The organism is Raineya sp., from assembly GCF_053497555.1.
This window is the reverse complement of sequence record NZ_JBRCWE010000073.1, coordinates 1-24,485: the sequence shown is the minus strand read 5'-3', so window position 1 is coordinate 24,485 and position 24,485 is coordinate 1. Positions and strand designations below refer to the sequence as shown.

Annotated in this window: 32 protein-coding genes; 4 read left to right on the top strand and 28 right to left on the bottom strand. The window is 38.8% G+C overall.

Annotated elements, in window-relative coordinates; all coding sequences use genetic code 11:
• The first annotated feature begins 78 nt into the window (after positions 1-78).
• Positions 79-468, top strand: coding sequence for a YidH family protein (locus ACWITO_RS10150; RefSeq protein WP_448529880.1), 390 nt, complete (start codon positions 79-81; stop codon positions 466-468).
• Positions 469-585: 117 nt separating this feature from the next.
• Here ACWITO_RS10150 and ACWITO_RS10145 read toward each other — a convergent pair whose 3' ends face one another.
• The 22 genes from ACWITO_RS10145 to ACWITO_RS10040 all read right to left on the bottom strand — a co-directional run bounded on the left by ACWITO_RS10145 (position 586) and on the right by ACWITO_RS10040 (position 17,375).
• Positions 586-1,200, bottom strand: coding sequence for a Tll0287-like domain-containing protein (locus ACWITO_RS10145; protein ID WP_448529879.1), 615 nt, complete (start codon positions 1,198-1,200; stop codon positions 586-588).
• Between the two features lie 7 nt (positions 1,201-1,207).
• On the bottom strand, positions 1,208-1,570 hold the full coding sequence (locus ACWITO_RS10140; RefSeq protein WP_448529878.1) for a CZB domain-containing protein: 363 nt from the start codon (positions 1,568-1,570) through the stop codon (positions 1,208-1,210).
• Positions 1,571-1,602: 32 nt separating this feature from the next.
• Positions 1,603-2,280, bottom strand: a complete 678-nt coding sequence (locus ACWITO_RS10135) for a class I SAM-dependent methyltransferase (RefSeq protein ID WP_448529877.1) — start codon at positions 2,278-2,280, stop codon at positions 1,603-1,605.
• Positions 2,277-2,636, bottom strand: coding sequence for a CZB domain-containing protein (locus ACWITO_RS10130; protein ID WP_448529876.1), 360 nt, complete (start codon positions 2,634-2,636; stop codon positions 2,277-2,279). The genes ACWITO_RS10135 and ACWITO_RS10130 overlap by 4 nt, the downstream gene beginning before the upstream one ends.
• 3 nt (positions 2,637-2,639) lie before the next feature.
• On the bottom strand, positions 2,640-3,332 hold the full coding sequence (locus ACWITO_RS10125) for a carbonic anhydrase (RefSeq protein ID WP_448529875.1): 693 nt from the start codon (positions 3,330-3,332) through the stop codon (positions 2,640-2,642).
• An 83-nt stretch (positions 3,333-3,415) separates the two neighbouring features.
• Positions 3,416-3,916, bottom strand: coding sequence for a DUF6691 family protein (locus tag ACWITO_RS10120; RefSeq protein ID WP_448529874.1), 501 nt, complete (start codon positions 3,914-3,916; stop codon positions 3,416-3,418).
• Between the two features lie 24 nt (positions 3,917-3,940).
• On the bottom strand, positions 3,941-4,507 hold the full coding sequence (locus ACWITO_RS10115) for a YeeE/YedE family protein (protein WP_448529873.1): 567 nt from the start codon (positions 4,505-4,507) through the stop codon (positions 3,941-3,943).
• 70 nt (positions 4,508-4,577) lie between these two features.
• Entirely contained in the window at positions 4,578-5,000 is a 423-nt protein-coding gene (locus tag ACWITO_RS10110) for a DsrE family protein (RefSeq protein ID WP_448529872.1), read from the bottom strand.
• Between the two features lie 13 nt (positions 5,001-5,013).
• Positions 5,014-6,399, bottom strand: coding sequence for an OprD family outer membrane porin (locus ACWITO_RS10105; protein ID WP_448529871.1), 1,386 nt, complete (start codon positions 6,397-6,399; stop codon positions 5,014-5,016).
• 7 nt (positions 6,400-6,406) lie between these two features.
• Positions 6,407-7,633 (bottom strand): MFS transporter, encoded by a 1,227-nt coding sequence (locus tag ACWITO_RS10100; protein WP_448529870.1) that lies wholly within the window; start codon positions 7,631-7,633, stop codon positions 6,407-6,409.
• 71 nt (positions 7,634-7,704) lie between these two features.
• On the bottom strand, positions 7,705-8,775 hold the full coding sequence (locus tag ACWITO_RS10095; RefSeq protein ID WP_448529869.1) for a c-type cytochrome: 1,071 nt from the start codon (positions 8,773-8,775) through the stop codon (positions 7,705-7,707).
• 75 nt (positions 8,776-8,850) lie between these two features.
• Positions 8,851-10,536: a bifunctional metallophosphatase/5'-nucleotidase gene (locus tag ACWITO_RS10090; protein WP_448529868.1), complete on the bottom strand. Its 1,686-nt coding sequence runs from the start codon at positions 10,534-10,536 to the stop codon at positions 8,851-8,853.
• Positions 10,537-10,592: 56 nt separating this feature from the next.
• Positions 10,593-11,300, bottom strand: coding sequence for a DUF2490 domain-containing protein (locus ACWITO_RS10085; RefSeq protein ID WP_448529867.1), 708 nt, complete (start codon positions 11,298-11,300; stop codon positions 10,593-10,595).
• Positions 11,301-11,370: 70 nt separating this feature from the next.
• On the bottom strand, positions 11,371-12,567 hold the full coding sequence (locus ACWITO_RS10080; protein ID WP_448529866.1) for an FAD-dependent oxidoreductase: 1,197 nt from the start codon (positions 12,565-12,567) through the stop codon (positions 11,371-11,373).
• 189 nt (positions 12,568-12,756) lie between these two features.
• Complete coding sequence (locus ACWITO_RS10075; protein ID WP_448529865.1) at positions 12,757-13,116, bottom strand: hypothetical protein; 360 nt, start codon at positions 13,114-13,116, stop codon at positions 12,757-12,759.
• Positions 13,117-13,218: 102 nt separating this feature from the next.
• The gene (trxA, locus tag ACWITO_RS10070) at positions 13,219-13,512 is read right to left on the bottom strand and encodes a thioredoxin (protein ID WP_448529864.1); all 294 of its coding nucleotides are present in this window, start codon (positions 13,510-13,512) and stop codon (positions 13,219-13,221) included.
• A gap of 68 nt (positions 13,513-13,580) precedes the next feature.
• Entirely contained in the window at positions 13,581-13,757 is a 177-nt protein-coding gene (locus ACWITO_RS10065; RefSeq protein ID WP_448529863.1) for a DUF6132 family protein, read from the bottom strand.
• Between the two features lie 25 nt (positions 13,758-13,782).
• Positions 13,783-14,100 carry a rhodanese-like domain-containing protein gene (locus ACWITO_RS10060; protein ID WP_448529862.1) on the bottom strand — a complete coding sequence of 106 codons (318 nt, stop codon included), beginning with the start codon at positions 14,098-14,100 and terminating at the stop codon, positions 13,783-13,785.
• A gap of 13 nt (positions 14,101-14,113) precedes the next feature.
• Entirely contained in the window at positions 14,114-14,527 is a 414-nt protein-coding gene (locus ACWITO_RS10055) for a rhodanese-like domain-containing protein (RefSeq protein WP_448529861.1), read from the bottom strand.
• A 70-nt stretch (positions 14,528-14,597) separates the two neighbouring features.
• Positions 14,598-16,025: an MBL fold metallo-hydrolase gene (locus ACWITO_RS10050; RefSeq protein ID WP_448529860.1), complete on the bottom strand. Its 1,428-nt coding sequence runs from the start codon at positions 16,023-16,025 to the stop codon at positions 14,598-14,600.
• 155 nt (positions 16,026-16,180) lie between these two features.
• A complete protein-coding gene (locus ACWITO_RS10045) occupies positions 16,181-16,990 on the bottom strand; it encodes a sulfite exporter TauE/SafE family protein (RefSeq protein WP_448529859.1) in 810 nt (269 codons plus the stop codon).
• Positions 16,991-17,072: 82 nt separating this feature from the next.
• Positions 17,073-17,375: an ArsR/SmtB family transcription factor gene (locus ACWITO_RS10040; RefSeq protein ID WP_101359393.1), complete on the bottom strand. Its 303-nt coding sequence runs from the start codon at positions 17,373-17,375 to the stop codon at positions 17,073-17,075.
• Positions 17,376-17,564: 189 nt separating this feature from the next.
• On the opposite strand from ACWITO_RS10040, the gene ACWITO_RS10035 reads away from it, so the two are divergent.
• A complete protein-coding gene (locus tag ACWITO_RS10035) occupies positions 17,565-17,696 on the top strand; it encodes a hypothetical protein (RefSeq protein WP_448529858.1) in 132 nt (43 codons plus the stop codon).
• A gap of 219 nt (positions 17,697-17,915) precedes the next feature.
• Positions 17,916-19,697 carry a T9SS type A sorting domain-containing protein gene (locus ACWITO_RS10030; RefSeq protein WP_448529857.1) on the top strand — a complete coding sequence of 594 codons (1,782 nt, stop codon included), beginning with the start codon at positions 17,916-17,918 and terminating at the stop codon, positions 19,695-19,697.
• An 83-nt stretch (positions 19,698-19,780) separates the two neighbouring features.
• On the opposite strand, the gene ACWITO_RS10025 is transcribed toward ACWITO_RS10030, so the two are convergent.
• The 6 genes from ACWITO_RS10025 to murI form a co-directional block, all read right to left on the bottom strand.
• Positions 19,781-20,203, bottom strand: coding sequence for a PaaI family thioesterase (locus ACWITO_RS10025; RefSeq protein ID WP_448529856.1), 423 nt, complete (start codon positions 20,201-20,203; stop codon positions 19,781-19,783).
• A gap of 91 nt (positions 20,204-20,294) precedes the next feature.
• Complete coding sequence (porD, locus tag ACWITO_RS10020) at positions 20,295-21,212, bottom strand: type IX secretion system protein PorD (RefSeq protein ID WP_448529855.1); 918 nt, start codon at positions 21,210-21,212, stop codon at positions 20,295-20,297.
• 38 nt (positions 21,213-21,250) lie between these two features.
• Complete coding sequence (gene hemE / locus ACWITO_RS10015; protein WP_448529854.1) at positions 21,251-22,270, bottom strand: uroporphyrinogen decarboxylase; 1,020 nt, start codon at positions 22,268-22,270, stop codon at positions 21,251-21,253.
• A 25-nt stretch (positions 22,271-22,295) separates the two neighbouring features.
• Positions 22,296-22,502, bottom strand: a complete 207-nt coding sequence (locus tag ACWITO_RS10010) for a type II toxin-antitoxin system HicA family toxin (RefSeq protein ID WP_448529853.1) — start codon at positions 22,500-22,502, stop codon at positions 22,296-22,298.
• A complete protein-coding gene (locus ACWITO_RS10005) occupies positions 22,499-22,729 on the bottom strand; it encodes a type II toxin-antitoxin system HicB family antitoxin (protein WP_448529852.1) in 231 nt (76 codons plus the stop codon). Before ACWITO_RS10005 ends, ACWITO_RS10010 begins: the two co-directional genes overlap by 4 nt.
• Before the next feature lie 48 nt (positions 22,730-22,777).
• Positions 22,778-23,593: a glutamate racemase gene (murI, locus tag ACWITO_RS10000; RefSeq protein ID WP_448529851.1), complete on the bottom strand. Its 816-nt coding sequence runs from the start codon at positions 23,591-23,593 to the stop codon at positions 22,778-22,780.
• Positions 23,594-23,626: 33 nt separating this feature from the next.
• On the opposite strand from murI, the gene ACWITO_RS09995 reads away from it, so the two are divergent.
• Positions 23,627-24,340 (top strand): outer membrane beta-barrel protein, encoded by a 714-nt coding sequence (locus ACWITO_RS09995; RefSeq protein WP_448529850.1) that lies wholly within the window; start codon positions 23,627-23,629, stop codon positions 24,338-24,340.
• The last annotated feature ends 145 nt before the right edge of the window (positions 24,341-24,485 follow it).

Below are 24,485 nucleotides of genomic sequence, written 5' to 3'. Positions count from 1 at the left end.
ACAATGGGATATTTAGAGTAAAACTTTTACCCCAAGCCTTTCAACTTTTGAACGTAAATAATTACAAGCAATTTTGATATGGAAAAGCCCAAAGACCCCCGAGAATTTTTAGCCAATGAACGCACTTTTTTGGCTTGGCTACGTACAGGTATAGCCATAATGGCGTTCGGATTTGTGGTTGTAAAGTTTTCGCTATTTCTCAGACAAATATCTATACTTTCGCCCCAAAGTCAGCAGATTTTAGCGGAACATCATCAATCTCGTGGGTATTCTAACTGGATTGGTTTTTTTATTCTGTTGATTGGGGCGAGTGTCATACCACTGGCATACTTGCGATTTGTGCAAGTAAATAAGCAACTCAATCAGTACAATTATTCTGAAAAGCACAAACTGCCTGTGCTTATTACCTTACTGACGATATTGATAGCTGTGGCTCTGCTGATTTATGTGCTTGGGGTAGCTCTTTGAATATTGGGTCTTGGTCTAAATTTTTCAGCAAGGAAACAAGAAGCAGGAAACAGGATTTTGGGTAGTCGTTCCTTAAAAAATGTTCAACAATTTGACAAAAATTACCTATTGAAGGCATTAGAACTTCACCACCCACATACCTCTGAAATCTTTGAGTTTGTAGCCTTTGGCAAGGTCGTTAGGGTAGAGCTTTTCAATGGTGGCAAGGGTTTTGGGTGCAATGTCTTTATTTTTATCGCCGTGGCATTTCAGGCAAGTTTCCATTCCCACCATAATAGGTTTGAAATAATAGGTGTTACTACCTTCTTGGAGTGTGAAAGGCTCTAATTTTTCTTGTTTTTGGTACTTTTCCAAGAAAGTTTGAAGGGCTTTTTCTTCGGTTTCGTTTTGGGCTTTATCTTGCGGATTGCGGTACTTATCCGATACTCGCCTGATTTGGCAGTTATGCACTTTGGAAAGGGAATCCACGATAGCCAAAGCCTTCAAATTGCAATATTCTACTGCACCGTGAGCCTCTTTTTCTGCAATAGCTTTGGAAACGGTTTGCAAGAGAGCTGTTTGAGTGGCAGTTGTAATTTCATCACCTTTTTCCAAGTAATTTACTTGGGGTTTTTCTGTTTGGGTGGTGGTACTCAGAGTGTTACTCGTGGAGTTATTTTCAGGCTTTTGTTGGTTTTTTTCGCAAGCCCAAAGCATAAGCAAACTGATGGTGTAGGAAGCAAGCCTTTTCATAAGGAATTTAGTTTGGGTTTTTCTTTTCCAAAATTTCCAGAATTTCAATGAGCTTTTGAGAAAGTTGCTGTAAAGTTTCGTATTCGGCTTCTACAGAGGTTAGCCCATTTTGGTAATGAGATAAAATGTACTGACCAACGTGGTGAAGCTGTGTGTGAATAGTGTTCAATTCTTGAATTTCAGGGCATTTTTTGTATTTTACAAGTCCTTCTTTATCAAGCCAACGCCCCAATTCGCAGCAATGTGGCGAAACAATTTCATCGGGGGTAAGCGTTGGCTCACCTTCCAAAAAAGCCAGTAACTTGATACGCCAATCTACGTGTTTGAGTTTGGCAAGCAGAAAATCAAAGTTAGGTTTTTCGGTAGTCATAGTTTTTTCTGCTTTTGCCCAAAGATAATCAATTATTTTTTCATTTTCACCATATACTGGTAAGGCAAAGTTTTAGTATCAAGGGTTACCTTTTTGAAGCCCGCATTTTCCAGTTCTTTTACTACGTCATTTTCAGATATTTTCATACTATCGGGCGGACCTTGCGGAAAATCGCCTTTTTTGAAATCAACGATTACGAGCAAACTACCTTTTTTGAGTTTTTGATACAACTCAGAAAAATACTCTTTGCGGCTTTCAATATGGTGATACACATTTACGCTGAATACAAGGTCGGCTTCGCGTTCTTGTACGGGGGGCTTTTCGTATTCAGCTTTACGTAAAATAAGGTTTGTAAAGCCTTTTTCTTCGTTTTTTTTACGCATAAAATCCAAAAAGCGTTCATCAACATCGGCGGCAATGACAGCCTTTGCCAAAGGAGCAAGGCGAAAGGAAAAATAACCTGTACCTGCCCCAATATCTACGATAGTTTTGCCTTTCAGATTTCCCAAAAACTTAATAACTTCCTCAGGCTTTTGCCATTTTTCACGTTCAGGGTTTTCAAAACGTTCTACAAGCGCTTCAAACTTGCTTTGGTTCATATACTCATTTGCCTGCCCCTGCTGATGATGCTGGTGGTGTTTGTGTTTGTGTTCTTGTGCTTTTAGCATAATACTGGCACTCATTAAAAGTAGGCTAAAAAAGAGTTTCATAAATATTTTTTTTCATTTTCGTAGAGAAAATCCAACATTTTCATAAGAACATCAGAAACTTCACGCATTAGCTCGTATTCGTCTTTGGCTTCTTTAAGCATATTTTTGTCCTTAAATTCAATGACGCGATGTATGGTTTCGTGTAGTTCTTTATGTGTTTTTTCTAATTCTTGCATTTCTGGCAAATTGACATATACTTTGAGCCCTTCCGAATAAATCCACTTGCCGAGTTCGCATTGCTCGTGAGAAAGAACTTCTGCTTGTGTAAGTGTATTTTGTCCGTTCAAATAACCTAATAGTTTTACTCTCCAATGTAAGTGAGCAGACTTTGCTTTTAGAAAATCAAATGCACTCATAATTTATATTTTCTCAGGATATACTTTCAAGACTTTTACCAATCCGCTTTTGTGTTCGTATTCGGCTTCTACTACTTGCAACTTACCTTCTTGTACTTTTTCGGCAATAATTTTGGAATGTTGCAATAAAAACTTGGCTTGGTGTGTAACATTTGCCAAAACACAAGAATTTATTCTGATAGATTTAGGGGTTTTGAGAGCCTCTTGCTCTTCGGGTTCGTTGCGAAGGCTATCAATAATGGCTTGAATATGCCCATCTTCGTGGCTTCCGCTGACGAAAGCCTTAATAGCACCGCAGTCATCGTGTCCCATTACCATAACTACCTGAACGCCGAGATGTTTTACAGCATATTCCAGACTTGCAACTTCTATTTCACCAATTACATTCCCTGCGGTTCTGACAATAAACAAATCCCCAATACCTGTATCAAAAAATAGGGTAGGGGAAATGCGAGAATCGGAGCAAGTAAGCACTGCGGCAAAGGGGTGTTGCCCTGAAAGCGTTTGCAGTCTGCGTTCTTCACTGCGGTTGGGGGCAATAAAATCGCCTTTTACAAAGCGTCTATTACCTTCAATGAGCCTTTCGAGAGCTGTTTTGTTTTGGTAAGGGTTTTCTTTTTTCTTTTCGCCTTTGGGAAATAGAAAAAATGCAATAGGAACACTGACGGCTATAATAGCCAAAAATATCTTTCTCATACAATAAAAATTTATTGCGTAGTGAATATTCTAATAGCTTGCCAAGAACCTATACGCTCTTGGCAAAGCCCAATAGTTTTACCTTAATGAGGTAATTTTTCGCGGAAATATCCATATACCCAAGTACCTAAAATGGCACTGAGTAGCGTGATAAGTACCACACCGAAACCAGCTCCAATTTGAGCATACAAAGGACCAGGGCAAGCACCTGTAAGAGCCCAGCCCAAACCGAAAATCAAGCCACCAATAATTTGCCCTTTGTTGAATTTTTTGTTATCCAGTGTGATAGGCTCGCCATAGATAGTTTTGGCTTTGGTTTTCTTGATAATCATCACCGAAATCATACCCACCACAACAGCCGTACCAATTACGCCGTACATATGGAAAGAAGTGAGTTGAAACATCTCTTGAATTCTGTACCAGCTAATAATTTCGGCTTTTACGAAGGCTATCCCAAAAATGATGCCCACTACCATATACTTGAAATTGTACCACCAAGGGTGTTTGAGTTGGGATTCGTTAGTACAAATTGCGTCCTGATGACGTACATCTATTTGGGAGTCTTGTGTTTGAATAGTAGCCATAGTCGTACAAAGTTTTAGGCGTAATTAGAACAATTTGAATAATAAAGGTAGAATTACATTAGCAGAGAAAAAGCCACCAAGCATAAAGCTAATAGTAGCTACAAGGGAGGTCCATTGCAAATTGGAAAGTCCCATAATGGTGTGTCCGGAGGTACAACCACCTGCATAACGCGTACCAAAACCCACTAAAAAGCCACCTACTACAAAGAAAACAAAGCCTTTGAGTGTAAGCAAAGTATCAAAGCTGAAAATTTCGGAAGGCATAAGCCCTTGAAAGTTGCTAATACCCCATTCGGTAAGTCTTTGTTGGGTTGCTTCTGCAATTTGAATAGGCTCGGGATTGCTTAGGAAAGTTGAAGCGAGAAAACCACCAATCAGGATACCTACTACAAAATACATATTCCATATTTCCTTTTTCCAGTCGTATTTGAAAAAAGTAATGTTGGCGGGCATACAAGCCGCACAAGTGTGGCGAAGCGAAGAAGAAATCCCCAACTTTTTGTTGCCCAAAATGAGCAAAGTAGGAACGGTAAGTCCGATAATGGCACCAGCTACTGCCCAGTGCCAAGGTTGTTTTAGAACTTCTAACATAGGTGTATTAGGTTTAAGTTATGATTATGTAATTATGTTCAACGTAAGAGTTTCTCTATAAAATTTTTTTCTAAAAACCTCCTTTGAGGTAGTGATAACCATTTTCTTGTCTTGTAATGATTTCTATCAAGCCGTAGGGCGTGTAGAAAATACCTTCCAGCATATCTTCCTTGCTTAGTTTTTGTTGTTGCATCGTAAATTCACAAGCCAAGAATTTTACACCTCTGCTTGATAGTTGCTTGATTTCTTCGGATATATTGGAGGTGTTTTTTTTGAGCATATTGATACCTTTGTTATGTACTACTACTACTACATCAGCATTTTGCCAAAATGAGGTAAGGTTATTGAGTTGTTTGGATAAAGCTCTGTAAGCTGCTGTATCGGGGGTGGTAAGCTGAATGACTACTTTATGCTGTTTAACTTTTGACTTTTGAGCCCAAACTGCACCGAGTCCGAACATTAAAAAGAGCGTAAGTAAAATACTACGTTTCATAATGGATTTGTGTTTAGAAATTATAGTTGAAAATCAAGTTATACAAGTGCATATTTACTTTGTTGAATTCTAAACGTGGGTCTTCGTATAATTCGCCTATTTCTCCTTTATACACGTACAAAAATTGTCCCTGCAAACCTTTGAGAACCCCTCTGAACTGATGAACAATATTCACATTGATTTGATTGTAACTGGGGAAGGCGTATTTGTTCAGCGAAGTGTTGCGGGCATCAGGCAAAAGATAATGTCCGTAAGCCAGCTCTATTTTGGTTTTCGCTTTAAGAATATTTTGGCTATACTGTATCATAAAGGCATTTACATCTCCAAAACCTTCATTTCTTTCTCGTGATAAGAAAGTATAGTAAGGGTCTCGGCCCCACTCTCTTGGGAACAGAAATCTTCCTAAATTACCTATACGTGTGTAGTTGAAAGTAATTTGTGAGTTTTCATTTTTCCAGCCTATTCTACTGCTCAAAGCCCAATTTTGCTGATTTTTAGGAATATATGCCAAATTAGGGTCAGGGTTTCCGCCATCATTGAGGGCGGCTTGGTAGTGCAGTTGCAAACCTAACAGAATTTTATGAGAATTTTCTTTTTGTAAAGCAAATTCTGCTTCGGTTTGCCAAAAAGTAGTGTTGAAAATATTTTCAATAAAATAATTCCAAAGTTGGGTTTTGATTTGGGGAGAAATAGTATAAGTTACTCCTACAATGCCCAAACCTGCACTCGAAAGATTATTAGCGTAACCTGAACGTACTCCGTCGGGGGTTACTCCTGATGAATATTGCCCTATGCTATTGGCAATAGAAGGCCAGTTTTCAGTAGAACGCACCAAAAAACGATAGAGCCAAGCCATTTCTATACGCAAATTTTTTACATCTTGCCAATCAAGGTAAATTCCTTCCTGAAAATTGGGACGCATACGCCCATCTTGCGGATTCACCCAAGGAGTAATGAGCTTTTGCTTACCAAAAATTACTTTGGATTTACCCCAAGTATAGCTTAAATAAAGTTCATCAATTGTGCCGATAAGAGCCTGATAGGGCTTTGCTAAATCAAAAAGACCTATTTCATAACGATTGAACTGCCGAGTAAGGCTATCGGGCTTACCTAAATCCGAAGAAGCTGTATTATAGACAAAGCTGGTAGTAAAACCTGCGTTAAAGCCTTTCCATTGGGCTGTTTCATAATGAACGTCTAGCCCCAAAGCATTCGCATAATAATCGGTAAGAGCTTTTCTACCATTATCGGTAGCCATTAGGTAGTTTCGGATATGTCCTTGCCATTTGCCATTTTTGAGATAGTAAAGCAGTGTATTGGTATCTTTGATGGATTCTTTTTCTTGTGCCCAAATACTGCTACTTATTACCCAAAAAATCATAAAAATTATACGTTTCATAGTCTTGTTAGTTTATGTTCATACGAATTTGAATAACCAAAGCTGAAAAGATAGTTATCAGACCTACGCTCAAAATTGCCCAATCTATGCTCCAAATATCTGCAACAATGCCCGAAAGCAAAGCACCAGCGGCATAGCCCATATCTCGCCAAAAGCGGAAAGTTCCAAGACTTTCTGCTCTTTGGTTGGGGTGAGCCAGCGAGGCTACCCCTGCTAAAAAAGTAGGATACACCCAAGCCGTTCCCAAACCCAGTAAAATGGCTATCATTGCGATAGGAATAAAGGTATCCAAAGCGGGTAAAGCAGAAATAGCTATGCCCTGAGCTAACATTCCCCAAAAGAGCATTTTCTTTTTGGAATAAAGGTCGGCAAGCCTACCTGTAAAAAGTTGAGCTATTCCCCAAACCGCAGGATACAAAGCTACCAAAAAACCTATTTGAGCATTTTCAAAGAATAGTTTTACCAAAAATATTGGGAAAAGCCCCCACATCATACCATCATTAAAATTATTCACAAAACCTGCTTGTGTAATGCTACTTAGGTTTTTATCTTTGAGGGTAGTAGCCCAAAAAATATTCTGATGATGATTTTGCTGGCTTTGCTGAGCTTCTATCTTGACAAAAGGTGTGGTATCTTTTACCCAAATAGCACTCAGTAGCAAGCCAATGGTAGCAATGGCAATGCCCAAATAAAAAGGGTAGGGCTTTATGCCATATTCGGTAGCTACCCAAGCACTTGTCCAAGCCATAGCACCTACCGAAAAGTAGCCTGCAAATTCATTGAAGCCCATTGCTAGCCCACGCTGTCTTTCGCCAACAAGGTCTATTTTCATAATAACAGCACTGCTCCACGTAATTCCCTGACTGACACCCAAGAGTATATTGGCAAGTATCACCCAAGACCAATTGGAAGCCAAAATCAGTAAAAAAGGAATGGGCAAGGCTAAAAGCCAGCCTATTACCAAAATCTTTTTTCTACCAAAACGACTAACGAGTTTGCCTGTAAAATAATTGGTTATGGCTTTGCTTACACCAAAAGCAATGATAAAAGAGAGAACAGCCGTTGTAGAAGTAATACCAAATATTTTCTCTGCAAAATCAGGGAAAATACTTCGCTCCAAACCAATCATTGCTCCTACAAAAGCATTGACTACCACAAGCAGGGCAAACTGCTTCCAGTTGGCTCGCAAGCCAAGCTGAAAATTATTTGTCTGTATGTTTGCGGCAGTCATCATTGCTTTTTATGTTGAATGTTTGAAGGTTTGATGTTCAAAAGTTAAAGAGAACTGAAAATTACTCTTATTATTTACTTTCCACCTTTTTTCATAGCTTCCCTTTTTTCCTTGATAGGTTTGAAAGGACCAAACTTGTGTTGTTTATCATCAAAGCCATCAGCAAAAGGACCAAAAGGGTGGTCGAGCGGTTTTTTGGAAATGTCAGGCCAGTCTTTGCTCAAATCTTTGCCCGGACGAGGCATAGAATTGACATAAGCGGCAACGTCCCAAGCCTCTTCGTCAGTGAGTTGTGATTCGGGATAGCTCACTCCCAAAGGCATATTATACTTTACATAGCCTGCAAAGCGAGAAATTCTATACAAACCAGCTCCGTGGTTATAGCTTTTAGGTCCCCAAAGAGGTGGATATGCCCACTCTTTGCCATCGGGTTTTAGCTCTCCACTGCCGTCTTTTTTGTGGCAAGAAGCACATTTTTGCTCATAAACGATTTTTCCTTTGGCAGGGTCGGCGGGTCTATCTAAGAAAGGCAAATCTACAATTCCCGAACCTTTTGCTTCTTTACCTTTGGGCACTTCTTTGCCAAGCCATTCTATGTAGGCTTTGATAGCCTGCATTTCTCTGCCGTTAGTATCTAAGGGTTTCCCGTTTAGACTGCGTTCAAAACAATCATTGACACGTTTGTAGATATTTTCCATAGAGCCAGACCTTGCCCTAAACTTGGGATACGTAGAAGCTACTGAGCCGTAGTTATTGCCATAAGGTTTTGTTCCTGCGTCTAAGTGGCAATTTTGGCAGTTCATTCCGTTGGAAATCTGCATCACCGAACCTTCTGGTCCCAGATATTTAGCGGTATGAGCAATAAGCTCTCGTCCGTATTTAATGAGTTCTCCTTCGGGGCTATTAGGAATAGTAGCTACATCAGGGGCTACCCAATAGTCGGGTTTAGCTTCTTGTTTTTGTGCCGAGCTATCAGTTGCAGTTATTTCAGGCTGGTTGAAGGCTTTGTAGAGGGCGTGTGTATTAGCTTCTATAATGCCAATTACAACTACCAAAATAGCCAGCACAAACAAGAGTACAATAGCTTGCGTAGCTTTTACAATGGTAAGAATGAGGTTATCGTTGTTTTGATTGTCGCTGTTCATAGTTTTTATCAGTTAAGTTCAAGCCTTGAATGTTCAAAAATTTAAGGGTTGAAAATTGAATTGCTATCCTGCATTTTATCTGAAAGTGTAATCTACGCCTGTTACTTGTGTGAGCAAAGTATCAGGGGCATCAAGAGCGATAGCATTTTTTTCAGGTTTGGGGGTAACAGGCGAATTCTTTTTCAAATAATCTCGCATAATCTGGTGCAAGGTTTTAGGTAAAATTCTTGGTTCAGAAACTCCCTTAATTCTACACAAAATATCAGCAGGGTCGCCATCTCTTTCGCAAGCCATAATAGTATAAGTTTTTTGTAAATCAATAGGCTTGCCTTTGATAGTAATTTCTTGCACTCTTTTTCCTTTTTCGCCAAAGGCATAGAATTTTACTTTCATACCTTTAAATTTTACTACCCAGCCTCCAAAACGCTCGTGAGCATTTTTGGCAAAAACATTGTTAAGTTCTGTTTCCAGCCAATTCTTGATTTGCTCTCCTGTAACTTTGGCTGTTTTGGCATTGCTATCCACAGGGAACATATCAAAGAGGTAAGAACTTGTAATAGGAATATTGCCCGTATGGTCTTTGGTTGCCAAAGGTGGGCAGAAACGAAAACCATTGGATAGCACTATATCAATTTCAGGAAAATTCCAAGAAAGTGCATTGAGAATCATTGTATCAATGGGGTTTTCAATAACAAAATAACGATATAAAGGAATAGTGCTGTAGCCGATTATTTCTCTTAAATCCTTTTTGAACTTTTCTTCTGCTTCTTCAACCAGTTTTTCTACATTGGGTTCGGGCTTGATTTTAGGGCTTTCTACTTCTACAAGTTCATATTTCGTATCCACAATTTTACCATTTTCTACAAATAAATCCAAACGCCCTACAAAAGAACCAAAAGCACCGGGTTCTACTACTTTGGCATATTTGCAAACAATAGGCTCACGCACACGCTCGTGTGTATCGCCACCCAAAATATAATCTACGCCATCGCAATCTACATTGTTGGCAAGAGCTATTTGCTGAGAAAGCCCTAAATGAGCAATGATAGCAATAAAATCACATTTTTCGTGTTCGCGTAATGTATTTACGTAGTGTTTAAGATTTTCTTCGGGCTTGGTGTAAATGATACCTTTGCTGTAATTGGGAGATTGTCTTAAAGGCACTAGAGGGTCTGTATAGCCTAAAAAGCCAATTTTTAGACCTGCGACATACCAAATGTAGTAGGGGGGGAAAATGAGTTCGCCTTTTTGCCCATTTCCTAAATCGTGGTACATATTGGCACAAACTTTGGGGGCATTGAGCGAGCCGAGTAGGTGTCGCATATTTCGTTTTCCATAAACTACTTCCCAGTTGCCGGGCAAATACAAATTGTAGCCCATAGCATTGAGGATAGGCACAAGAGCTTGTCCCGTAGTTTTTGAAGATAGCTCACTGCCCTGAAACATATCACCTGTATCTATGAAAAAGCTATTAGGATTTTCTTTCCGCCAATTATCAAAGAGCGTTTTGATGTAGGCATAGCCTCCTGTTTTGCGAAAAACAGCTTTGCCATTTTCCCAAAAAAGCTCATCGTGAGGGTGTACTTGGCAATGCACATCAGTAGTTTGAAAAATACTGATTTTGGTGCGTTCTGTGGTTTCTTTTTCGGAAGGAGTGTTTTGCTTTTTTTCATCAAAGCTAAACGAAAGCGTAGGCATACCCAAAGCCGAGAGGCTCGTAACTACACCCATTTTTTTCAGAAAGTCGCGACGGTTGTTCATAAATTGCAAATTTTTATATTTAACAAGCGTAAAACTCTTTATTAAGTGCTTTGAAATTAAAGTACAAAATTGGCTGAAATATGCCACTGATTTCGTCTTATCCAATCTTCACGTACCTTCTGCACACTTTTCTGCAAACCTACATTCAGCTCTACAAAATTGTATCTGAACTGCAAGGCGTTGTAAAAGCGGTTTTGTTCAAAAAATGTACGATTTTCTTGGTTTGCTACAAATATTTCATCAAAAACAAGGTAGTTTATTCTGAAATTTTGATTTATTTTCCAAAGAGGAATCGTAGCTTGCAACTGCCAGCGAGGGCGATGTTGCAAGGTCATATTAGGGCTATCTATCCTCAAAAAACGCATCTCGTACTGCAAACGATTGCGTAAATGAATTTTTTTCAAAATAGTATATTGTTGCATTATTCCTACTACCCATCTGTATTCTCTTTGGTCTGTGCTATTGCCTTCACTATTTATATCAAAACTTCTGAAATACACAATGGGTGAAGCGATAAGCGAGAGCTTGTGCTTTTCAGAAACTTTGTAAAATGCTGTCAGGCGAATACTTTGCAACAAATCGTTTTCAAAGCGTTGGTTATTTGGCAAATGGTAATTTTCCTGACTTCTGTATTGAACATCTCCACCCAAATTCCACTTTTCATCAATTTTTTTGCTTATAGTAAGCCTAGACCAAAACTCTTGACGAGTTTGAGCCGTAGAGAAAATCGGGAGCAAAGTTAGTAAAATTATACGAATTAACATATAAAAATATTAGCATTTTTTTTAACAAAAGCATACCCAAGAGGGTATGCCTTTTGTACAAGTATGCTTATTAAGCTGTCCCTTTCAAGATTTTGTTCCAATATAACCAAGGAAGCACGTGTCTTTTGAGTTGGTACATAGACCAACGCTCTTTGGACTGGTCGAAGGGGAAAGTTTCCTGTGGCTGTTGGTTATAGTCAAATTCGGCAAGTACGAGTTTTCCGTAGCCTGTAACCAAAGGGCAGGAGGTATAGCCGTTGTAAGAAGCTACCAGTGGCTTGCCTTCCATTGCACTCATCAGATTGGCTACCAAAATAGGAGCTTGTTTGCGTATGGCGGCACCTGTTTTGGAAGTAGGAAGCCCCGAACTATCGCCCAGAGAGAAAATATTTTTGTACTTATTGTGCTGTAAAGTATTGACATTGACATCTACCCAGCCGCCTGCATTAGCCAGAGGGCTTGTCTTAATGAAATCGGGGGCAGATTGAGGAGGGGTAACGTGAATCATATCGTATTCTACCCAAGTTTCTTGGTCTTTGTTATTTTCCCCAATGCCTACAAAACGGGCTCTTTTGTTTTGAGCATCAATCTCCTCCAATTTTTGCATAAAATTGAGCTTGATGTTGCCACGTTTTACTACTTCCAAAAGTGTTTTTTCGTATTTGGGTACGGCAAAAAGTTTGGCGGCACCGCTCCAATATTGAATATCAATTTTATCCAAAACGCCGTGCTTGCGGAAATAATCGGCGGCAAGATACATTATTTTGTGAGGAGCACCTCCACATTTCACAGGCGTATGAGGGTTGTGGAAAATGGCTTTCCCTTGCTTTAAATTCTTGATGCACTCAAAAGTATAGGGGGCAGTTTCATAGCTATAATTACTGCACACACCATTTTTGCCCAAGGTTTCTTTCAAGCCTTTTACCTTATCCCAATCCAGTTGAATGCCTGCCGCTACAATAAGAAAATCGTAAGTTAGTTTTTCGCCATTGGCAAGTGTTATCTGATTTTCTTCGGGCTGGAAAGAAGCACAACGTTCTTTTATCCATTTTACTTTGGGGGGCATCACACTTTCCATAGGGCGAACGGTTTTGAGTATATCAAAATCGCCGCCTCCTACCAGCGTCCAAGCAGGTTGATAGTAGTGTTTATCCGAAGGCTCAATAATGGCAATATCCAAGTTGCCATTTCTACGCAAAAGTTGGGCAGAAACCGAGATACCAGCGTTCCCGCCACCTACTACGATAATTTGATGATGTTTTGCCATACAGATTGAATTTTTAAGGTTAATAAGCAAAAATGGTGTTTAGTACAGAGTAATGAGTATTGAGTATAAAAGGTTTCGAGAGTTTGAGGAAAAATTCTGCTCCTTCTAAATCTCCAATGTTCTAAATCCTGTTTCCTACTCTTGTTTCCTGTTTCTACAAATTAGAACCACACAATTACTCGCGATATTTTAATGTTCCTGTTGCTTTTCTTGTAAAAATCTTTTGAAAGGCAAGCAATATTTTTCCTCGTATTCTTTGTACTTTTCTCCAATCTCTAATAAAGAGAACCCTTTTTTTCTCATTTCTATCAGCTTTAGAGCAAAAATTTTTGTGTTTTCATAGTTAGTGGTCAATGTTTGAGCTATTTCAGGATTATGCTCTTTGAGCTGTTCTAAAATCTCTAAAAAAGTGTTTTCCTCTTTACTACCACTTTTCAAGTAGTTTTCCCAACTATCTTCGCCCAAAAGAAAAGAGCGAAGTTTTGAATTCCAAAGTTCTAATTGCCATTCCAGTTTTCGCCAAAGAAATTTCTCTGATGTCGCTACCATAAAATTTGAGAGTTATGAAAATACATTTATACAAATGTATGCTAAAAAACGCATATTTAACTATGCAAATATATTAAAAAATATTTTTGTTTGCAAGAAATTTTAAGCAAATTTTTGTAAAACGTTCAGCAAAAGATTTTTAGGAACCACCCCACTTTGTCGCCAAAGAATTTGTCCTTTTTTGAAAAGAATGAGCGTAGGCACTCCCATAATATTGTAGTATTGGGCGGCTTGTGGGTTTCTATCTACATCTACCTTAATGATAGAGGCTTTATCGCCAATTTCAGCCTTTACTTCTTGCAAAATAGGAGCAAGCATACGGCAAGGTCCGCACCATTCGGCAGAAAAATCTACAAGCACGGGTTTTTCGGAGTTGATAATTTCTTGGAAAGACATAGTTTTTTAGTTTGAGTACCTAGTATTGAGTAGTTAGTATAGAGTAATTAGTACAGAGTATTGGGTATTTATTTCTGACTATCTGATTTATCAAAAATCCCCAGAAAAAGCATACCCATTACCGAGCCGTATAGCGTGCTATTCAGGGGTTTGGAAGTGATAGCACAAGTACCGCTATGGCAACCTACATAGTACCAGTATGCCCAACCTGCCAAAGCCCCTAACACAGCACCAAGAATGTACAATTTATATTTTTTTAGATATACCATCTTATTTCGTGTATTGAGCAACATTTTGCCAAGTGCCACCATTGATTACATTCTGAAAGCCATTTCTTTCCAAAAAGGCTTTTGCCTGAGCACTACGATTGCCACTACGACAAAATACAACAATTTTATTCTTCCCCTTAAATCTTTGCAGATTTGCCTGCAAGCTATCCAAAGGAATATTTACTGCTCCTTTGGCACTGCCCGACTTGAATTCGCCAGGGGTGCGAACATCTACCAAAAAAGCACCTTCTGCTATGGCTTGTGCCAAATTTTCTTGGCTTCCGCCACCTCCAAAAATATTTTTTAGGAAATCAAACATAGTTGTAGTTTTTTTAACGTTCCAAAGGTTTTCCGTTGCTAAGCCAAGCTCCAATGCCTCCGTTAAGGTTATAGACTTTGGTAAAACCTTTGCTTACCATAAATCCTGCGGCACTACTGCTTCTATTGCCGCTACGGCAATACACATAATAAGTTTTGTTTCTATCCAGTTTTTCAATTTCGCTGGCGAAATCTCTGCCATAAATGTCTATCAATTTGGCATTCTTGATATGCCCTTCGTTGTACTCCATAGGGGTACGTACATCAATAATCACTGCATCAGAGGCAGTCATACCTTTTTCAAATTCACTTGCACTTAGGTTTTTATACATAGTTGTAGAGTTTTGATTATCTGATTTTCTTTGGGCTTCGCTACAAGCACTCAGAAGCATTAGCAAAGCAAATGATAAAATAGCGATTTGTTTCATAAAACTCTTAGGGTTTATTTTTGGGTTAAGGAAGCAGGAGAAACTCCTGCCTCCGAAATCCTATTTTATCTTATAGTTGTGTCATTGTTGAAGCACACACATAGTCAGTAACAGGGATTTGACTTTGCTCGGAAATAGCTTTGAAACCACCTGCAATATTTACTATGTTGTGGATACCTCTGGCTTTGAGGATAGAGCAAGCAATAGCCGAACGATAGCCACCTGCACAATGTACATAGTTGGTTTTATCGGGGGCAAAATCTGCCATATGCTCATTGAGGTAAGCCAAAGGAGCGTGTGTAGCATCTACTACGTGCTGAGAGTAGTATTCGGCGAGCTTACGAACATCAATGACTTTGGCTTTGTCGCCTTCTTTTTTCAAGCGTTCTTCAAGCTCCTGGGCAGTGATGGTTTCAATTTCATCAACTTCTTTGCCTGCTTGTTTCCAAGCCTCAAATCCTCCTTTCAAATATCCTAAAACGTTCTCATAACCTACACGAGCCAAGCGGGTGATAGACTCTTCTACCTTGTCATCATCGGCTACGAGTACAAGAGGCTGTTTGATGTCTGTGATAAGTGTTCCTACCCACACAGCAAAATCGCCATTCAAGCCGATATTGATAGAGCGAGGTACAAAACCTTTCACGAAGTTATCGGGTTTGCGGGTATCAAGTACCAAAGCTCCGTGAGCCTCTACTACCATTTCCATTTCATCGGGGCTGAGTCCTTTCAAGGCATTTTTCATCACATCATCAAAGCTGGTATAGCCTTTGATGTTCATTACTACGTTCTGAGGGAAGTAGTAGGGAGGAGGTAGCAATCCTTCGGTAACTTTTTGGATAAACTCCTCACGGCTCATAGGTTGTAAAGCATAGTTTACTTGTTTCTGATGACCGAGAGAGTCAAAAGTTTCTTTACTCATATTTTTACCGCAAGCCGAACCCGCACCGTGAGCAGGATATACAATGATGTCATCAGGCAAAGGCATAATTTTATTGCGAAGCGAGTCGTACAAATAGCTAGCAAGTTTTTCTTGGGTGAGGTCGTCTTTTACTTTTTGAGCCAAATCAGGACGACCTACATCGCCGATAAATAAAGTGTCGCCTGTGAATAGAGCATACTCTTTGCCTTGCTCATTGTAAAGTAAGAAGCAAGTAGATTCCATTGTATGTCCGGGGGTGTGAATTACTTTGATTTTGGTATTTCCCAAAGGTAATTCTTCACCATCTTGGGCAATATAAGCCTCGTAAGCAGGCTTGGCATTAGGACCAAAAACGATTTTAGCTCCTGTTTTCTTTGCCAAATCCAAGTGTCCTGAAACGAAATCGGCGTGGAAGTGCGTTTCAAGTACATACTTGATTTTCGCACCATTTTTTTCAGCTTTTTGAATATAAGCATCTACTTCACGAAGAGGGTCAATGATAGCCACTTCGTTGCCAGATTGGATGTAGTAAGCACCTTGGGCCAAACATCCTGTGTAAATTTGTTCTACTTTCATACGTGTAGAGGTTTTAGGTTAAAATTTATAGGTAAAATTGCAAAAATTTCGTAATTACTAACATTCAAAAGTTGCAAAGGGTTTAAGGTTCAAAAGTTTGCGTTGATATAGTTTTACCTAAATATCTATGTTTCCTTTCCCCCTGCTTTTCTTTATTATTTCAAAAGTTCTTTGAGTAAAATATACACGCCCATTACTGCCACAAACCAACCGAAAGCCTTTTTGAGTTTTGCTCCGGGGATAAAGTTTGAAAGATACGAACCCACAAAAATACCTACCGTTGCTATCAGAGAGAATATGATGAGCAAAGTCCAATCTATGGTTAGTTCGGGGTTCATTACATCTCCTACAAAGCCAATGAGCGATTTGGCGGCAATAATAAGTAATGAAGTTCCGACAGCCATTTTCATAGGCAGTTTAGCAAATACTACCAGTGCAGGAATAATCATAAAACCTCCACCTGCACCTACAAGTCCCGTAATAGCCCCTACCACCAAGCCCTCAACAAATATAAGCGGAAAATTGAATTTAGGTTCTTGATTTTCATCAGTATTTTCACTGCTTTTTTTCTTATCTTTTATCATTGAAACTGAAGCGAAAATCATAAGTAGGGCAAAAATTACCATTAAGAAAATATCTTTGGTCAGTGTAAAACTCCCGATATGTAAAATTTCTTTGGGAATAGCAGGTACTACATATTTTCTTACTGCAAAAACAGAAACAAAAGAAGGTACAGAAAAAACTACTGCGGTTTTCAGGCTAATCAGTTTCTTTTGGAAATAAGTGAAAGAGCCTACCAGTGCTGTAATGCCCACTATAAATAAGGAGTAAGCCGTAGAAAGCGTAGGATTGACACCCATCACATATACCAGCACAGGCACGGTAAGTATTGAACCACCTCCACCAATTAAACCCAATGATATTCCAATTAAAGAAGCTAAAATGTAACCGATTATTTCTTGCATATCTATTTATGTTTATCTGTTTATATGTAAAACTCAAAAGAATTTTCAAAAGTTCATTTTTCAATGAAATTTTTTCAAAAGATTATATTTTACACTTTCTAATGCAATCCAAAACGCCTACAATGGCAGTTTCTTTGATAAAATAATAGATATTTTTTCCTTCTCTTTCACAACCCAAGATACCTTTATCTTTCATATTGATAAGGTGGTGAGAGAGCAGACCTTGGTCAATACCAATAATTTCTAATAGCTCCGATACATTCATACGCTTGTTTTCATTGAGCAAAGCAATGATTTGAATACGTACAGGGTGAGCAATCGCTTTTAGAATGTAAGCGGCTTTTTCTAATTTTTCGGGCTCAAAATTCAAAACTTCTACTAACATAAAATTTGGGTTGGAGTTGTGATGAAATTCTGATGCAAAGATAATATAAGTTTCCGATATATGCAAATATTTATTTATGTTTTTTGGCAATATTTTTTCAAAATATTCATTTTCAATGTTTTATTTTTGAAAAGTAGTAGGTAATAAGGTTTTATTGTAGTCGCTCCTTAAAAAATTCTATGCAAAAAAATGAAGTTTCGGGTAATTTTTTGGAATGCAAGCGATGATGTTGCTATGAGCGACATCATCGCTTGCTACATTTGTGGGAATGTACATAATTACAAAAAAAACAATACTATAAGTTTGTATATTTTGGTTTAATTTTTGAGTATGTATTACAAGTTTGCTTGCATACTATTTATATGGGTATTTTGCATTATTTCATTATTTTTTGATTTTTTTTGAGAAAAAAATGAAATTTTTTTTGGAAGTTTGAAAAAATACTTGCAATTTTGGAGCGTAAATTACACAAAAGCCAATTAAACCCAAACAAATATGTTTGCTCTTCGCACAATCTTCGTTTGCTTATTGATTTCAACTGTGGCATTTGCCCAAAAAGAGATTCAGTTGCCTGCCCCTTCCGAAATGCTTGCAGTACAAGGCGGCTCAACAGGAGGTAGCAACGACGTTGGCACTATTTATTATGGTGCAGTACCTGCCAATCACGGTACCAAACCTGTGCTTGTGTTTATACACGGCTACAATAGCAGTGCCAGCACTTGGTGGCAAGATAACGATATGTACAGCAAAGCCTTTGCTGATGGCTATCGTACGGCATTCGTTTCCGTTCACCCCGACCAAAATATGTGGACAAACGGACAACTTTTTGCCAATATGCTCAATACTATTCGCAATCATTATCGTGTGAATAGAGTAGTAGTAATTGCACACAGCAAAGGTGGTGTAGATAGCGATGCGGCTCTTGTTCATTATGGGGCTTGGAATAGAGTAGAGAGAGTAATTACCTTGGGTTCGCCTCATTGGGGTACGCCGCTTGCTGATTTGGCTTCCAGCGGTTGGACTTCTTGGCTTGGAGCTATTTTCGGACAAAACAACAACGCAACCAAATCTTTGCAAACAGGCAATATGGCTAATTTCAGAAGCCAAACCGATAATCACCCCAATCGCCCGAATACCAATTTTAGAACTTATGGAAGTTGGAATTATTATGGTTCTTTGTGGGTTTCGGGTGTGTATCTGAGCTGGAATGGTGGAGGTAGCTCTCAGTGTGGCAATGATGGTGTTGTAAATTACAATAGCACTCGCCGCCCTAACTCGGCTGTTATTTTTAGCTGTAACGATTCACGCGGCAATGTACATCACTTTGATATTGCCAAAGGTACGCCTATGTGGAATCATATCAAACCTCAATTGCCCAGTTCTTTGACAAGAGAGATAGATAACAGCGAAGTAGCTACCGAAAAATATAATCCTTTTGCCGTAGTACAAAGCAGTGGCGAGTTTTTGAGTGCTGACCAAGGCAATAGAAGTGTAATCATTCACAATGCAAGCAAAGTAAGAATTCGCGTGTATCAGGAAAATGGCTTTGTTATCAGAATTGCTACCAAAGGAAATGTTGAGGCTACCACAGACAATGTGTATAGCTCTCCTGAAAAAAATGTAAAAATCTACGATTTTGAGCAATATAGCCCTTCGGCTACTTATGAGTTAAGTTCTGATAAGCCTTACTTTGCTGTTGTAGAAACTGATAGAAACATTACAGCTACACTTCGCACCGATTTGAGCAATGAAAAATATACTTACGAAGAGGGTGAAAATATGAATTTCTTTGTAAGCCTTGATGGTGCTGAAATAGAAAGCGTTTCAGGTACTTTGATGAGAACACTGAATGCTGATGGCTCTGATGATAATAGCCAAATCAGCAGTGCCTTGAAATTTACAAAGAAAAATGGGCAATTCGTTGCTCAGCAAAGAGGTACATTACCTGCGGGTGTGTATAATGTGGCTATTCAGGTAAAAGGCAAAGATGTTACGCGTTCTATTGTTACGAGTATCGCTATTGTGCCTTCTGAAAAAGGTGTACAAGTAGAAAACAACTTGGACGGATTGGTGGCTTATCCTAACCCTGTGGTAAGCGATAAAGCTCAAATTCATTTTGAAATACAGAAAAAAGGCGTACATTTCCTCAATATCTACGATTTTACAGGAAAGAAAGTGTATAGCGAGAACCTTTCACATCTGGACGCAGGCAAGCACGAAATTACTTGGCAAGCTGATGCTTCTTTGCCCAATGGCATCTATATTTACGAACTCATCAGCAACGACAAAAAAACCGCTAAAAGATTAGTGCTGAAAAGATAAGTTTTGAAAATTTGATAAACCAAAAGCCCTTGTCAAGTATAATGACAAGGGCTTTTGATTTGGAGCTTATGACAAAATGAACTTTACCCTTTCCTTTCCAGCACTGCCATTGTGAGGCGACTGATGCAGGTAGTTTTACCTTCTTCGTTGTGCAAGCGAATTTCCCATACTTGGGTAGTTTTACCTAAATGCAGGGCAGAGGCTTTCCCATATACCCATTCACCTTTTTTTACACTGCGAATGTGATTGGCATTGATTTCCAAACCTACACAATAGTATTTTTCTCTATCTACTGCAAAGTTTGCGGCTACACTGCCCAAAGTTTCTGCAAGTACCACAGATGCCCCTCCGTGCAAAATGCCCATCGGTTGGATAGTTTTTTCGGTTACAGGCATTTTGGCACAAAGATAATTTTCGCCTACATCTGTAAATTCTATACCTAAATATTCCGACATCGTGTTTTTTTGTCTTTCGTTGATAGCTTTTAATATTTCTTCTTTGCTCATAGCGTAAAATATTTGGTGAAAGGTTCAAAATTTAGTTTTGAAAAGTTTGAATTTTTGGGGTTAATGGTCTTTTTTCCTTGTTTCTTAAGCATTACTGCAACAATCTCGCATAAAAATTGGCTCTTGAAGGGTCTAAGCGGCTTAAAAGGGTATAGGCTTCTTGTTTTTCTTCGCGTGAGCCATCTTTGAAAATATTGTAAAACTCTTGGAATTTGGCATCAAAGATAACATTTATCAGTAAGGCATTTGGACGCACTTGGGCAACTTTGTTCATTTCTTGCAGGAGTTCTGTGGTAGCTTTGCGGGCTTCGCCTCTTTTTTCTTGATAAATGTCTAATCCTTTGCGGTGGTACTTGTAGAGAGCCTCGCGTATGGTTTGCATTTGTTGGCTTTGCAGATTTTCTACAAGCCAAAAGCGGTCGCGAATATCGCCTTGTCCCCAGCCTTCGGCACCTGCTCCTTGGGCAGTATTGGCAACAATAAAGGCTTTTTCTACATAATCTTTACCACCATTTTTGGAAAAGCTGTCGTAATCCATTGCCAAAATGATGTAGGCATAATAGCCTAAAAGCGAGCTTAAATTGCTGAAATATACGTTTTCATTAAAGTTCAAATCCAGCGGTTGCGAAGCAAGAAAATTGAAATTAAAGTTTCTATCTACATAGCTGAAAAGAATGGTTTCGTAAGCAGAATTATAGACAGGTCGTAAAGCCTGAATTTGTGCATTTGCCTTGAAAATTCCACTTGCAAAATCTGCTTGTACCAAGTTTATTTGCAATCTGCCTTTGATTTTTTCGTTGGCTTCGTAACTATCATTTGTCCATTTGCGGTTATTAAAAAAATCGGTGATGTTTTTTTGTAAAGTCTGAACAACTTCCTTATTATTCACACCTACCTGCGAAGTAGCGACTTGCCTGTCGTTGATAATTACTTCAAACTGCAATTCTTGGGCAAAAAGAGATTGCAAGCAAGCAAAAAGCAGGAAAAGCAATATTTTAAGCGGGTACATTCTTGATATTTTTTCTTGCAAAATCACAATTTCCGTGCCTAAAATACGAAATTTTTGACAGTTTCTACAAAACATTTTACTTTTTCTCGTTCAATGTCGGGGTACAAGCCGTGTCCGAGATTGGCAATGTAGCGATTTTTGCCAAAAGCCAAAAGCATTTCCTTAGTAGCTTTTTCAATTTCACCAAAACTGCCATACAAAGCACAAGGGTCTAAATTTCCTTGCAGGGTTTTATTGGGAATAAGTGTTCGGCTTTCCTCAATGGGCATATTCCAATCCAAACCTACTACACTGCAAGGCAAGACGTTCATTTCGGCACGAGCAAAAAATGCTCCTTTGGCAAACACCGTAACAGGCACTTCGGTAATTGCCTCACAAATTTTACGAATATAAGCAAGCGAAAACTCACTATACTGACTTGGCGATAAAATTCCTGCCCAGGAGTCAAAGATTTGTACCAAATCTGCTCCTGCACGGATTTGTGCTTTTAGGTAGGCTATGGTACTTTGGGTAATCATTTCCAAGAGTTTATGCGAAAGGCTTGGCTCGGTGTAAAGCATTTTTTTTGCTTTGGAAAAAGTTTTAGAGCCTGCTCCTTCGGTCATATAGCAAAAAATAGTGAAAGGAGCTCCTGCAAAGCCAATAAGCGGAACTCTATTCGAAAGCCCTTCTTTGGTAAGGCGAATGGCTTGCAGAACATACTGCAAGTCGTTTTCGGGGTCGGCGAGGCGTAGTTTTTTTAGGTCGGCTTCGCTTTGGATAGTTTGCGGAAAATAAGGACCTTTTTTTTCTTGCATTTCATAAGGCAACCCCATTGCTTCGGGGATAACCAAAATATCCGAGAAGATAATAGCGGCATCTACACCGAAAATTTCTACGGGTTGGATAGTTACTTCGGCGGCGGCTTGGGGATTTTTGACAAATTCCACAAAGTTTTTGAATTTATCCCTGACGGCTCGGTATTCTGTAAGAACTCTGCCCGCCTGACGCATTAGCCACACAGGCACACGAGAAACCGCTTCGCCACGAGCGGCTTGGAGTAGTAAATGTTTAGACATAACTGATTGGGAGAGAATGTTAGATTTACTCTATTTCATTTTTTTCAATACCTGCCTGTTTAAGAATACTGAAAAAAGTTCCTTTTTTAAGGTCTTTGTTTCCGTGAATTGGAACAACGACCGTTCTATTAGTTTGTGCATTGTAATATATGTGATGAGAGCCTTTTGAACGTCTAAATACAAATCCATTTCTCTCTAAAACCTCAATCAAATACTTTGGACTCAAATTCATACTTTTTCTACTTCTAAACTCAAAGAATATTCAAGGGTATTGCTATCGTCAGGAATTGGCTCACCTCTGTCTTTAAGTTCTTCAATATAGACTTCAATGGCTTCTTTTGCCATTTCAATAGCTTCATCTATGTTCTCGCCATAAGTGATACAGCCAGCTAAAGCTGGAACAAAAACGGTATAACCTCCTTCAGGCTCTTTTTGTAAGATTATTCTGTAAGTGTACATAGTTTCTGAGTTTTTACAAAGCTACCAAATTTTTTTCAAAATGGCAATTTACTCCCACAAAGGATAATGCTCTAAACGCACGTTTTCGCCAAAAAAGAGTATGGCGGCGTCTTCAAAAGATTGTGTATAATCTGAAATAAAAAAACTGCTTTTGCCTGTTTTTTGTTGTAGATTCAATAGTTTTTTGCTTTCCAGGAGGTTTTTTAGACTTCCTGCAACTGCCTGCGAAGAGTCTAAAACAGCTACTTTTCCTTGATAAAAATCTTCTATCTCTTTGCGTATCAGGGGGTAGTGCGTGCAACCCAAAATGAGAGCCTCAATGCCCGAAAGTTCGGGGCGAGAGAGGTAGTCGGCAAGGGTTTGGTGCAAAATGGGGTTATTGAGGTAACCTTCCTCAATCATAGGGGCAAGCAAAGGGGTTGCTAATGATTTTAGCGTAATGCCCAAGCCTAAATCATTGATTTTTTTTTCATAAACTTTGGAATGTATAGTGCGTTTTGTGCCAATCAGTCCGATAGTTTTGCCAGCGTATTTTTCAGCCACGAGGCTAATCATTGGGTCAATTACATTTAGTACACTTGCTTTGCTACCTACGTATTCTTTGAGAAGTTTGTACGCCGCCGCCGAAGCCGAGTTGCAAGCAATCAGTATGACTTTACACTCTTTGGAGAGTAAAAAATTAACAATTTTAATAGAATAAGATTGAATTGCCTCAGTAGATTTATCGCCATAGGGCAGGTGGGCGGTATCGCCAAAATAAATAATATCTTCATTAGGCAAAAGTTTTCTGACGGCTCGCATTACCGTCAAGCCACCAATACCGCTATCAAAAATCCCGATGGGTTTTTGCTCTGCTAATTGCATTTTCTTAAATTTGGCACAAAACTATAAGATTTTATGCTTCCGAGATATTTTTTTCTTGCTTTTTTTGTGCTATTACTTTTCCAAACAACTTTTGCCCAAGATACCATTCAATATTGGGATAAGGGTAAAAAAATCTATGAAGTATATTTTGGCGAAAAGGATAGTGTAGATATGCGGATAGTCTTGCCACGTGTAAGTGTAGGTTTGCATTTTCCGCAAGGTGATTTTTATTCTTTGGAAACCTTGAATAGTCGTTTTTGGAGTGTAGGTTTGCTTTACTCGCATCAGATTCGGAAAATTCAGGGTAATATTGCTTTGGGGATAGAATTTACTTGGAACAATTTGGCTTTTGCCGAAGATAGAACCCTTGTGCGTACTCGTGATAGTATTGCTTATTTGCCTATTAGTGGCACAAATATCAGGCAAAGCAAACTGACCATAGCGAATTTGAGTATTCCTTTGATGTTTTACAAAAATTTTAGACCTTTTTGGAGAGTAGGGATAGGAGGCTATGCAGATATTCGTTTGAGCAGTTTTACCAAATTACGCTATGAGGATAGTGCAGGCGAAAAGATAAAAATCAAAAACTTTTCAGATTATCATTTACGACCTTTGCGAGTAGGGGGGCAGGTAGAAGTTTTTTTCAAAATTTATCGCCTTTTTGCCCGCTACGACCTTACAACGCTCTTTTCTAATCAAAAAGCACCTGATTCGCAACTACTTGTGATAGGAGTAGGGATTTTTTAGCTGTTTCTTGATGCAAAGAGATAGAAACTTGAAAACTAAATTGTCGTCCCTTAAAAAGTATCTAATAGTTTGATAATCAAAATTTTATTCGTAAAAAAACGCAAAAAAATTTGCAAGAAAATTAAGCAAAATGACAAAAAACTTG

What these genes read in the sequence shown, in the direction of transcription:
- ACWITO_RS10150 (WP_448529880.1), top strand. Translation starts at nt 79, where the DNA reads ATGGAAAAGCCCAAAGACCCCCGAGAATTTTTAGCCAATGAACGCACT.
- ACWITO_RS10145 (WP_448529879.1), bottom strand. Translation starts at nt 1,200, where the DNA reads ATGAAAAGGCTTGCTTCCTACACCATCAGTTTGCTTATGCTTTGGGCT.
- ACWITO_RS10140 (WP_448529878.1), bottom strand. Translation starts at nt 1,570, where the DNA reads ATGACTACCGAAAAACCTAACTTTGATTTTCTGCTTGCCAAACTCAAA.
- ACWITO_RS10135 (WP_448529877.1), bottom strand. Translation starts at nt 2,280, where the DNA reads ATGAAACTCTTTTTTAGCCTACTTTTAATGAGTGCCAGTATTATGCTA.
- ACWITO_RS10130 (WP_448529876.1), bottom strand. Translation starts at nt 2,636, where the DNA reads ATGAGTGCATTTGATTTTCTAAAAGCAAAGTCTGCTCACTTACATTGG.
- ACWITO_RS10125 (WP_448529875.1), bottom strand. Translation starts at nt 3,332, where the DNA reads ATGAGAAAGATATTTTTGGCTATTATAGCCGTCAGTGTTCCTATTGCA.
- ACWITO_RS10120 (WP_448529874.1), bottom strand. Translation starts at nt 3,916, where the DNA reads ATGGCTACTATTCAAACACAAGACTCCCAAATAGATGTACGTCATCAG.
- ACWITO_RS10115 (WP_448529873.1), bottom strand. Translation starts at nt 4,507, where the DNA reads ATGTTAGAAGTTCTAAAACAACCTTGGCACTGGGCAGTAGCTGGTGCC.
- ACWITO_RS10110 (WP_448529872.1), bottom strand. Translation starts at nt 5,000, where the DNA reads ATGAAACGTAGTATTTTACTTACGCTCTTTTTAATGTTCGGACTCGGT.
- ACWITO_RS10105 (WP_448529871.1), bottom strand. Translation starts at nt 6,399, where the DNA reads ATGAAACGTATAATTTTTATGATTTTTTGGGTAATAAGTAGCAGTATT.
- ACWITO_RS10100 (WP_448529870.1), bottom strand. Translation starts at nt 7,633, where the DNA reads ATGATGACTGCCGCAAACATACAGACAAATAATTTTCAGCTTGGCTTG.
- ACWITO_RS10095 (WP_448529869.1), bottom strand. Translation starts at nt 8,775, where the DNA reads ATGAACAGCGACAATCAAAACAACGATAACCTCATTCTTACCATTGTA.
- ACWITO_RS10090 (WP_448529868.1), bottom strand. Translation starts at nt 10,536, where the DNA reads ATGAACAACCGTCGCGACTTTCTGAAAAAAATGGGTGTAGTTACGAGC.
- ACWITO_RS10085 (WP_448529867.1), bottom strand. Translation starts at nt 11,300, where the DNA reads ATGTTAATTCGTATAATTTTACTAACTTTGCTCCCGATTTTCTCTACG.
- ACWITO_RS10080 (WP_448529866.1), bottom strand. Translation starts at nt 12,567, where the DNA reads ATGGCAAAACATCATCAAATTATCGTAGTAGGTGGCGGGAACGCTGGT.
- ACWITO_RS10075 (WP_448529865.1), bottom strand. Translation starts at nt 13,116, where the DNA reads ATGGTAGCGACATCAGAGAAATTTCTTTGGCGAAAACTGGAATGGCAA.
- trxA (WP_448529864.1), bottom strand. Translation starts at nt 13,512, where the DNA reads ATGTCTTTCCAAGAAATTATCAACTCCGAAAAACCCGTGCTTGTAGAT.
- ACWITO_RS10060 (WP_448529862.1), bottom strand. Translation starts at nt 14,100, where the DNA reads ATGTTTGATTTCCTAAAAAATATTTTTGGAGGTGGCGGAAGCCAAGAA.
- ACWITO_RS10055 (WP_448529861.1), bottom strand. Translation starts at nt 14,527, where the DNA reads ATGAAACAAATCGCTATTTTATCATTTGCTTTGCTAATGCTTCTGAGT.
- ACWITO_RS10050 (WP_448529860.1), bottom strand. Translation starts at nt 16,025, where the DNA reads ATGAAAGTAGAACAAATTTACACAGGATGTTTGGCCCAAGGTGCTTAC.
- ACWITO_RS10045 (WP_448529859.1), bottom strand. Translation starts at nt 16,990, where the DNA reads ATGCAAGAAATAATCGGTTACATTTTAGCTTCTTTAATTGGAATATCA.
- ACWITO_RS10040 (WP_101359393.1), bottom strand. Translation starts at nt 17,375, where the DNA reads ATGTTAGTAGAAGTTTTGAATTTTGAGCCCGAAAAATTAGAAAAAGCC.
- ACWITO_RS10035 (WP_448529858.1), top strand. Translation starts at nt 17,565, where the DNA reads ATGAAGTTTCGGGTAATTTTTTGGAATGCAAGCGATGATGTTGCTATG.
- ACWITO_RS10025 (WP_448529856.1), bottom strand. Translation starts at nt 20,203, where the DNA reads ATGAGCAAAGAAGAAATATTAAAAGCTATCAACGAAAGACAAAAAAAC.
- porD (WP_448529855.1), bottom strand. Translation starts at nt 21,212, where the DNA reads ATGTACCCGCTTAAAATATTGCTTTTCCTGCTTTTTGCTTGCTTGCAA.
- hemE (WP_448529854.1), bottom strand. Translation starts at nt 22,270, where the DNA reads ATGTCTAAACATTTACTACTCCAAGCCGCTCGTGGCGAAGCGGTTTCT.
- ACWITO_RS10010 (WP_448529853.1), bottom strand. Translation starts at nt 22,502, where the DNA reads ATGAATTTGAGTCCAAAGTATTTGATTGAGGTTTTAGAGAGAAATGGA.
- ACWITO_RS10005 (WP_448529852.1), bottom strand. Translation starts at nt 22,729, where the DNA reads ATGTACACTTACAGAATAATCTTACAAAAAGAGCCTGAAGGAGGTTAT.
- murI (WP_448529851.1), bottom strand. Translation starts at nt 23,593, where the DNA reads ATGCAATTAGCAGAGCAAAAACCCATCGGGATTTTTGATAGCGGTATT.
- ACWITO_RS09995 (WP_448529850.1), top strand. Translation starts at nt 23,627, where the DNA reads ATGCTTCCGAGATATTTTTTTCTTGCTTTTTTTGTGCTATTACTTTTC.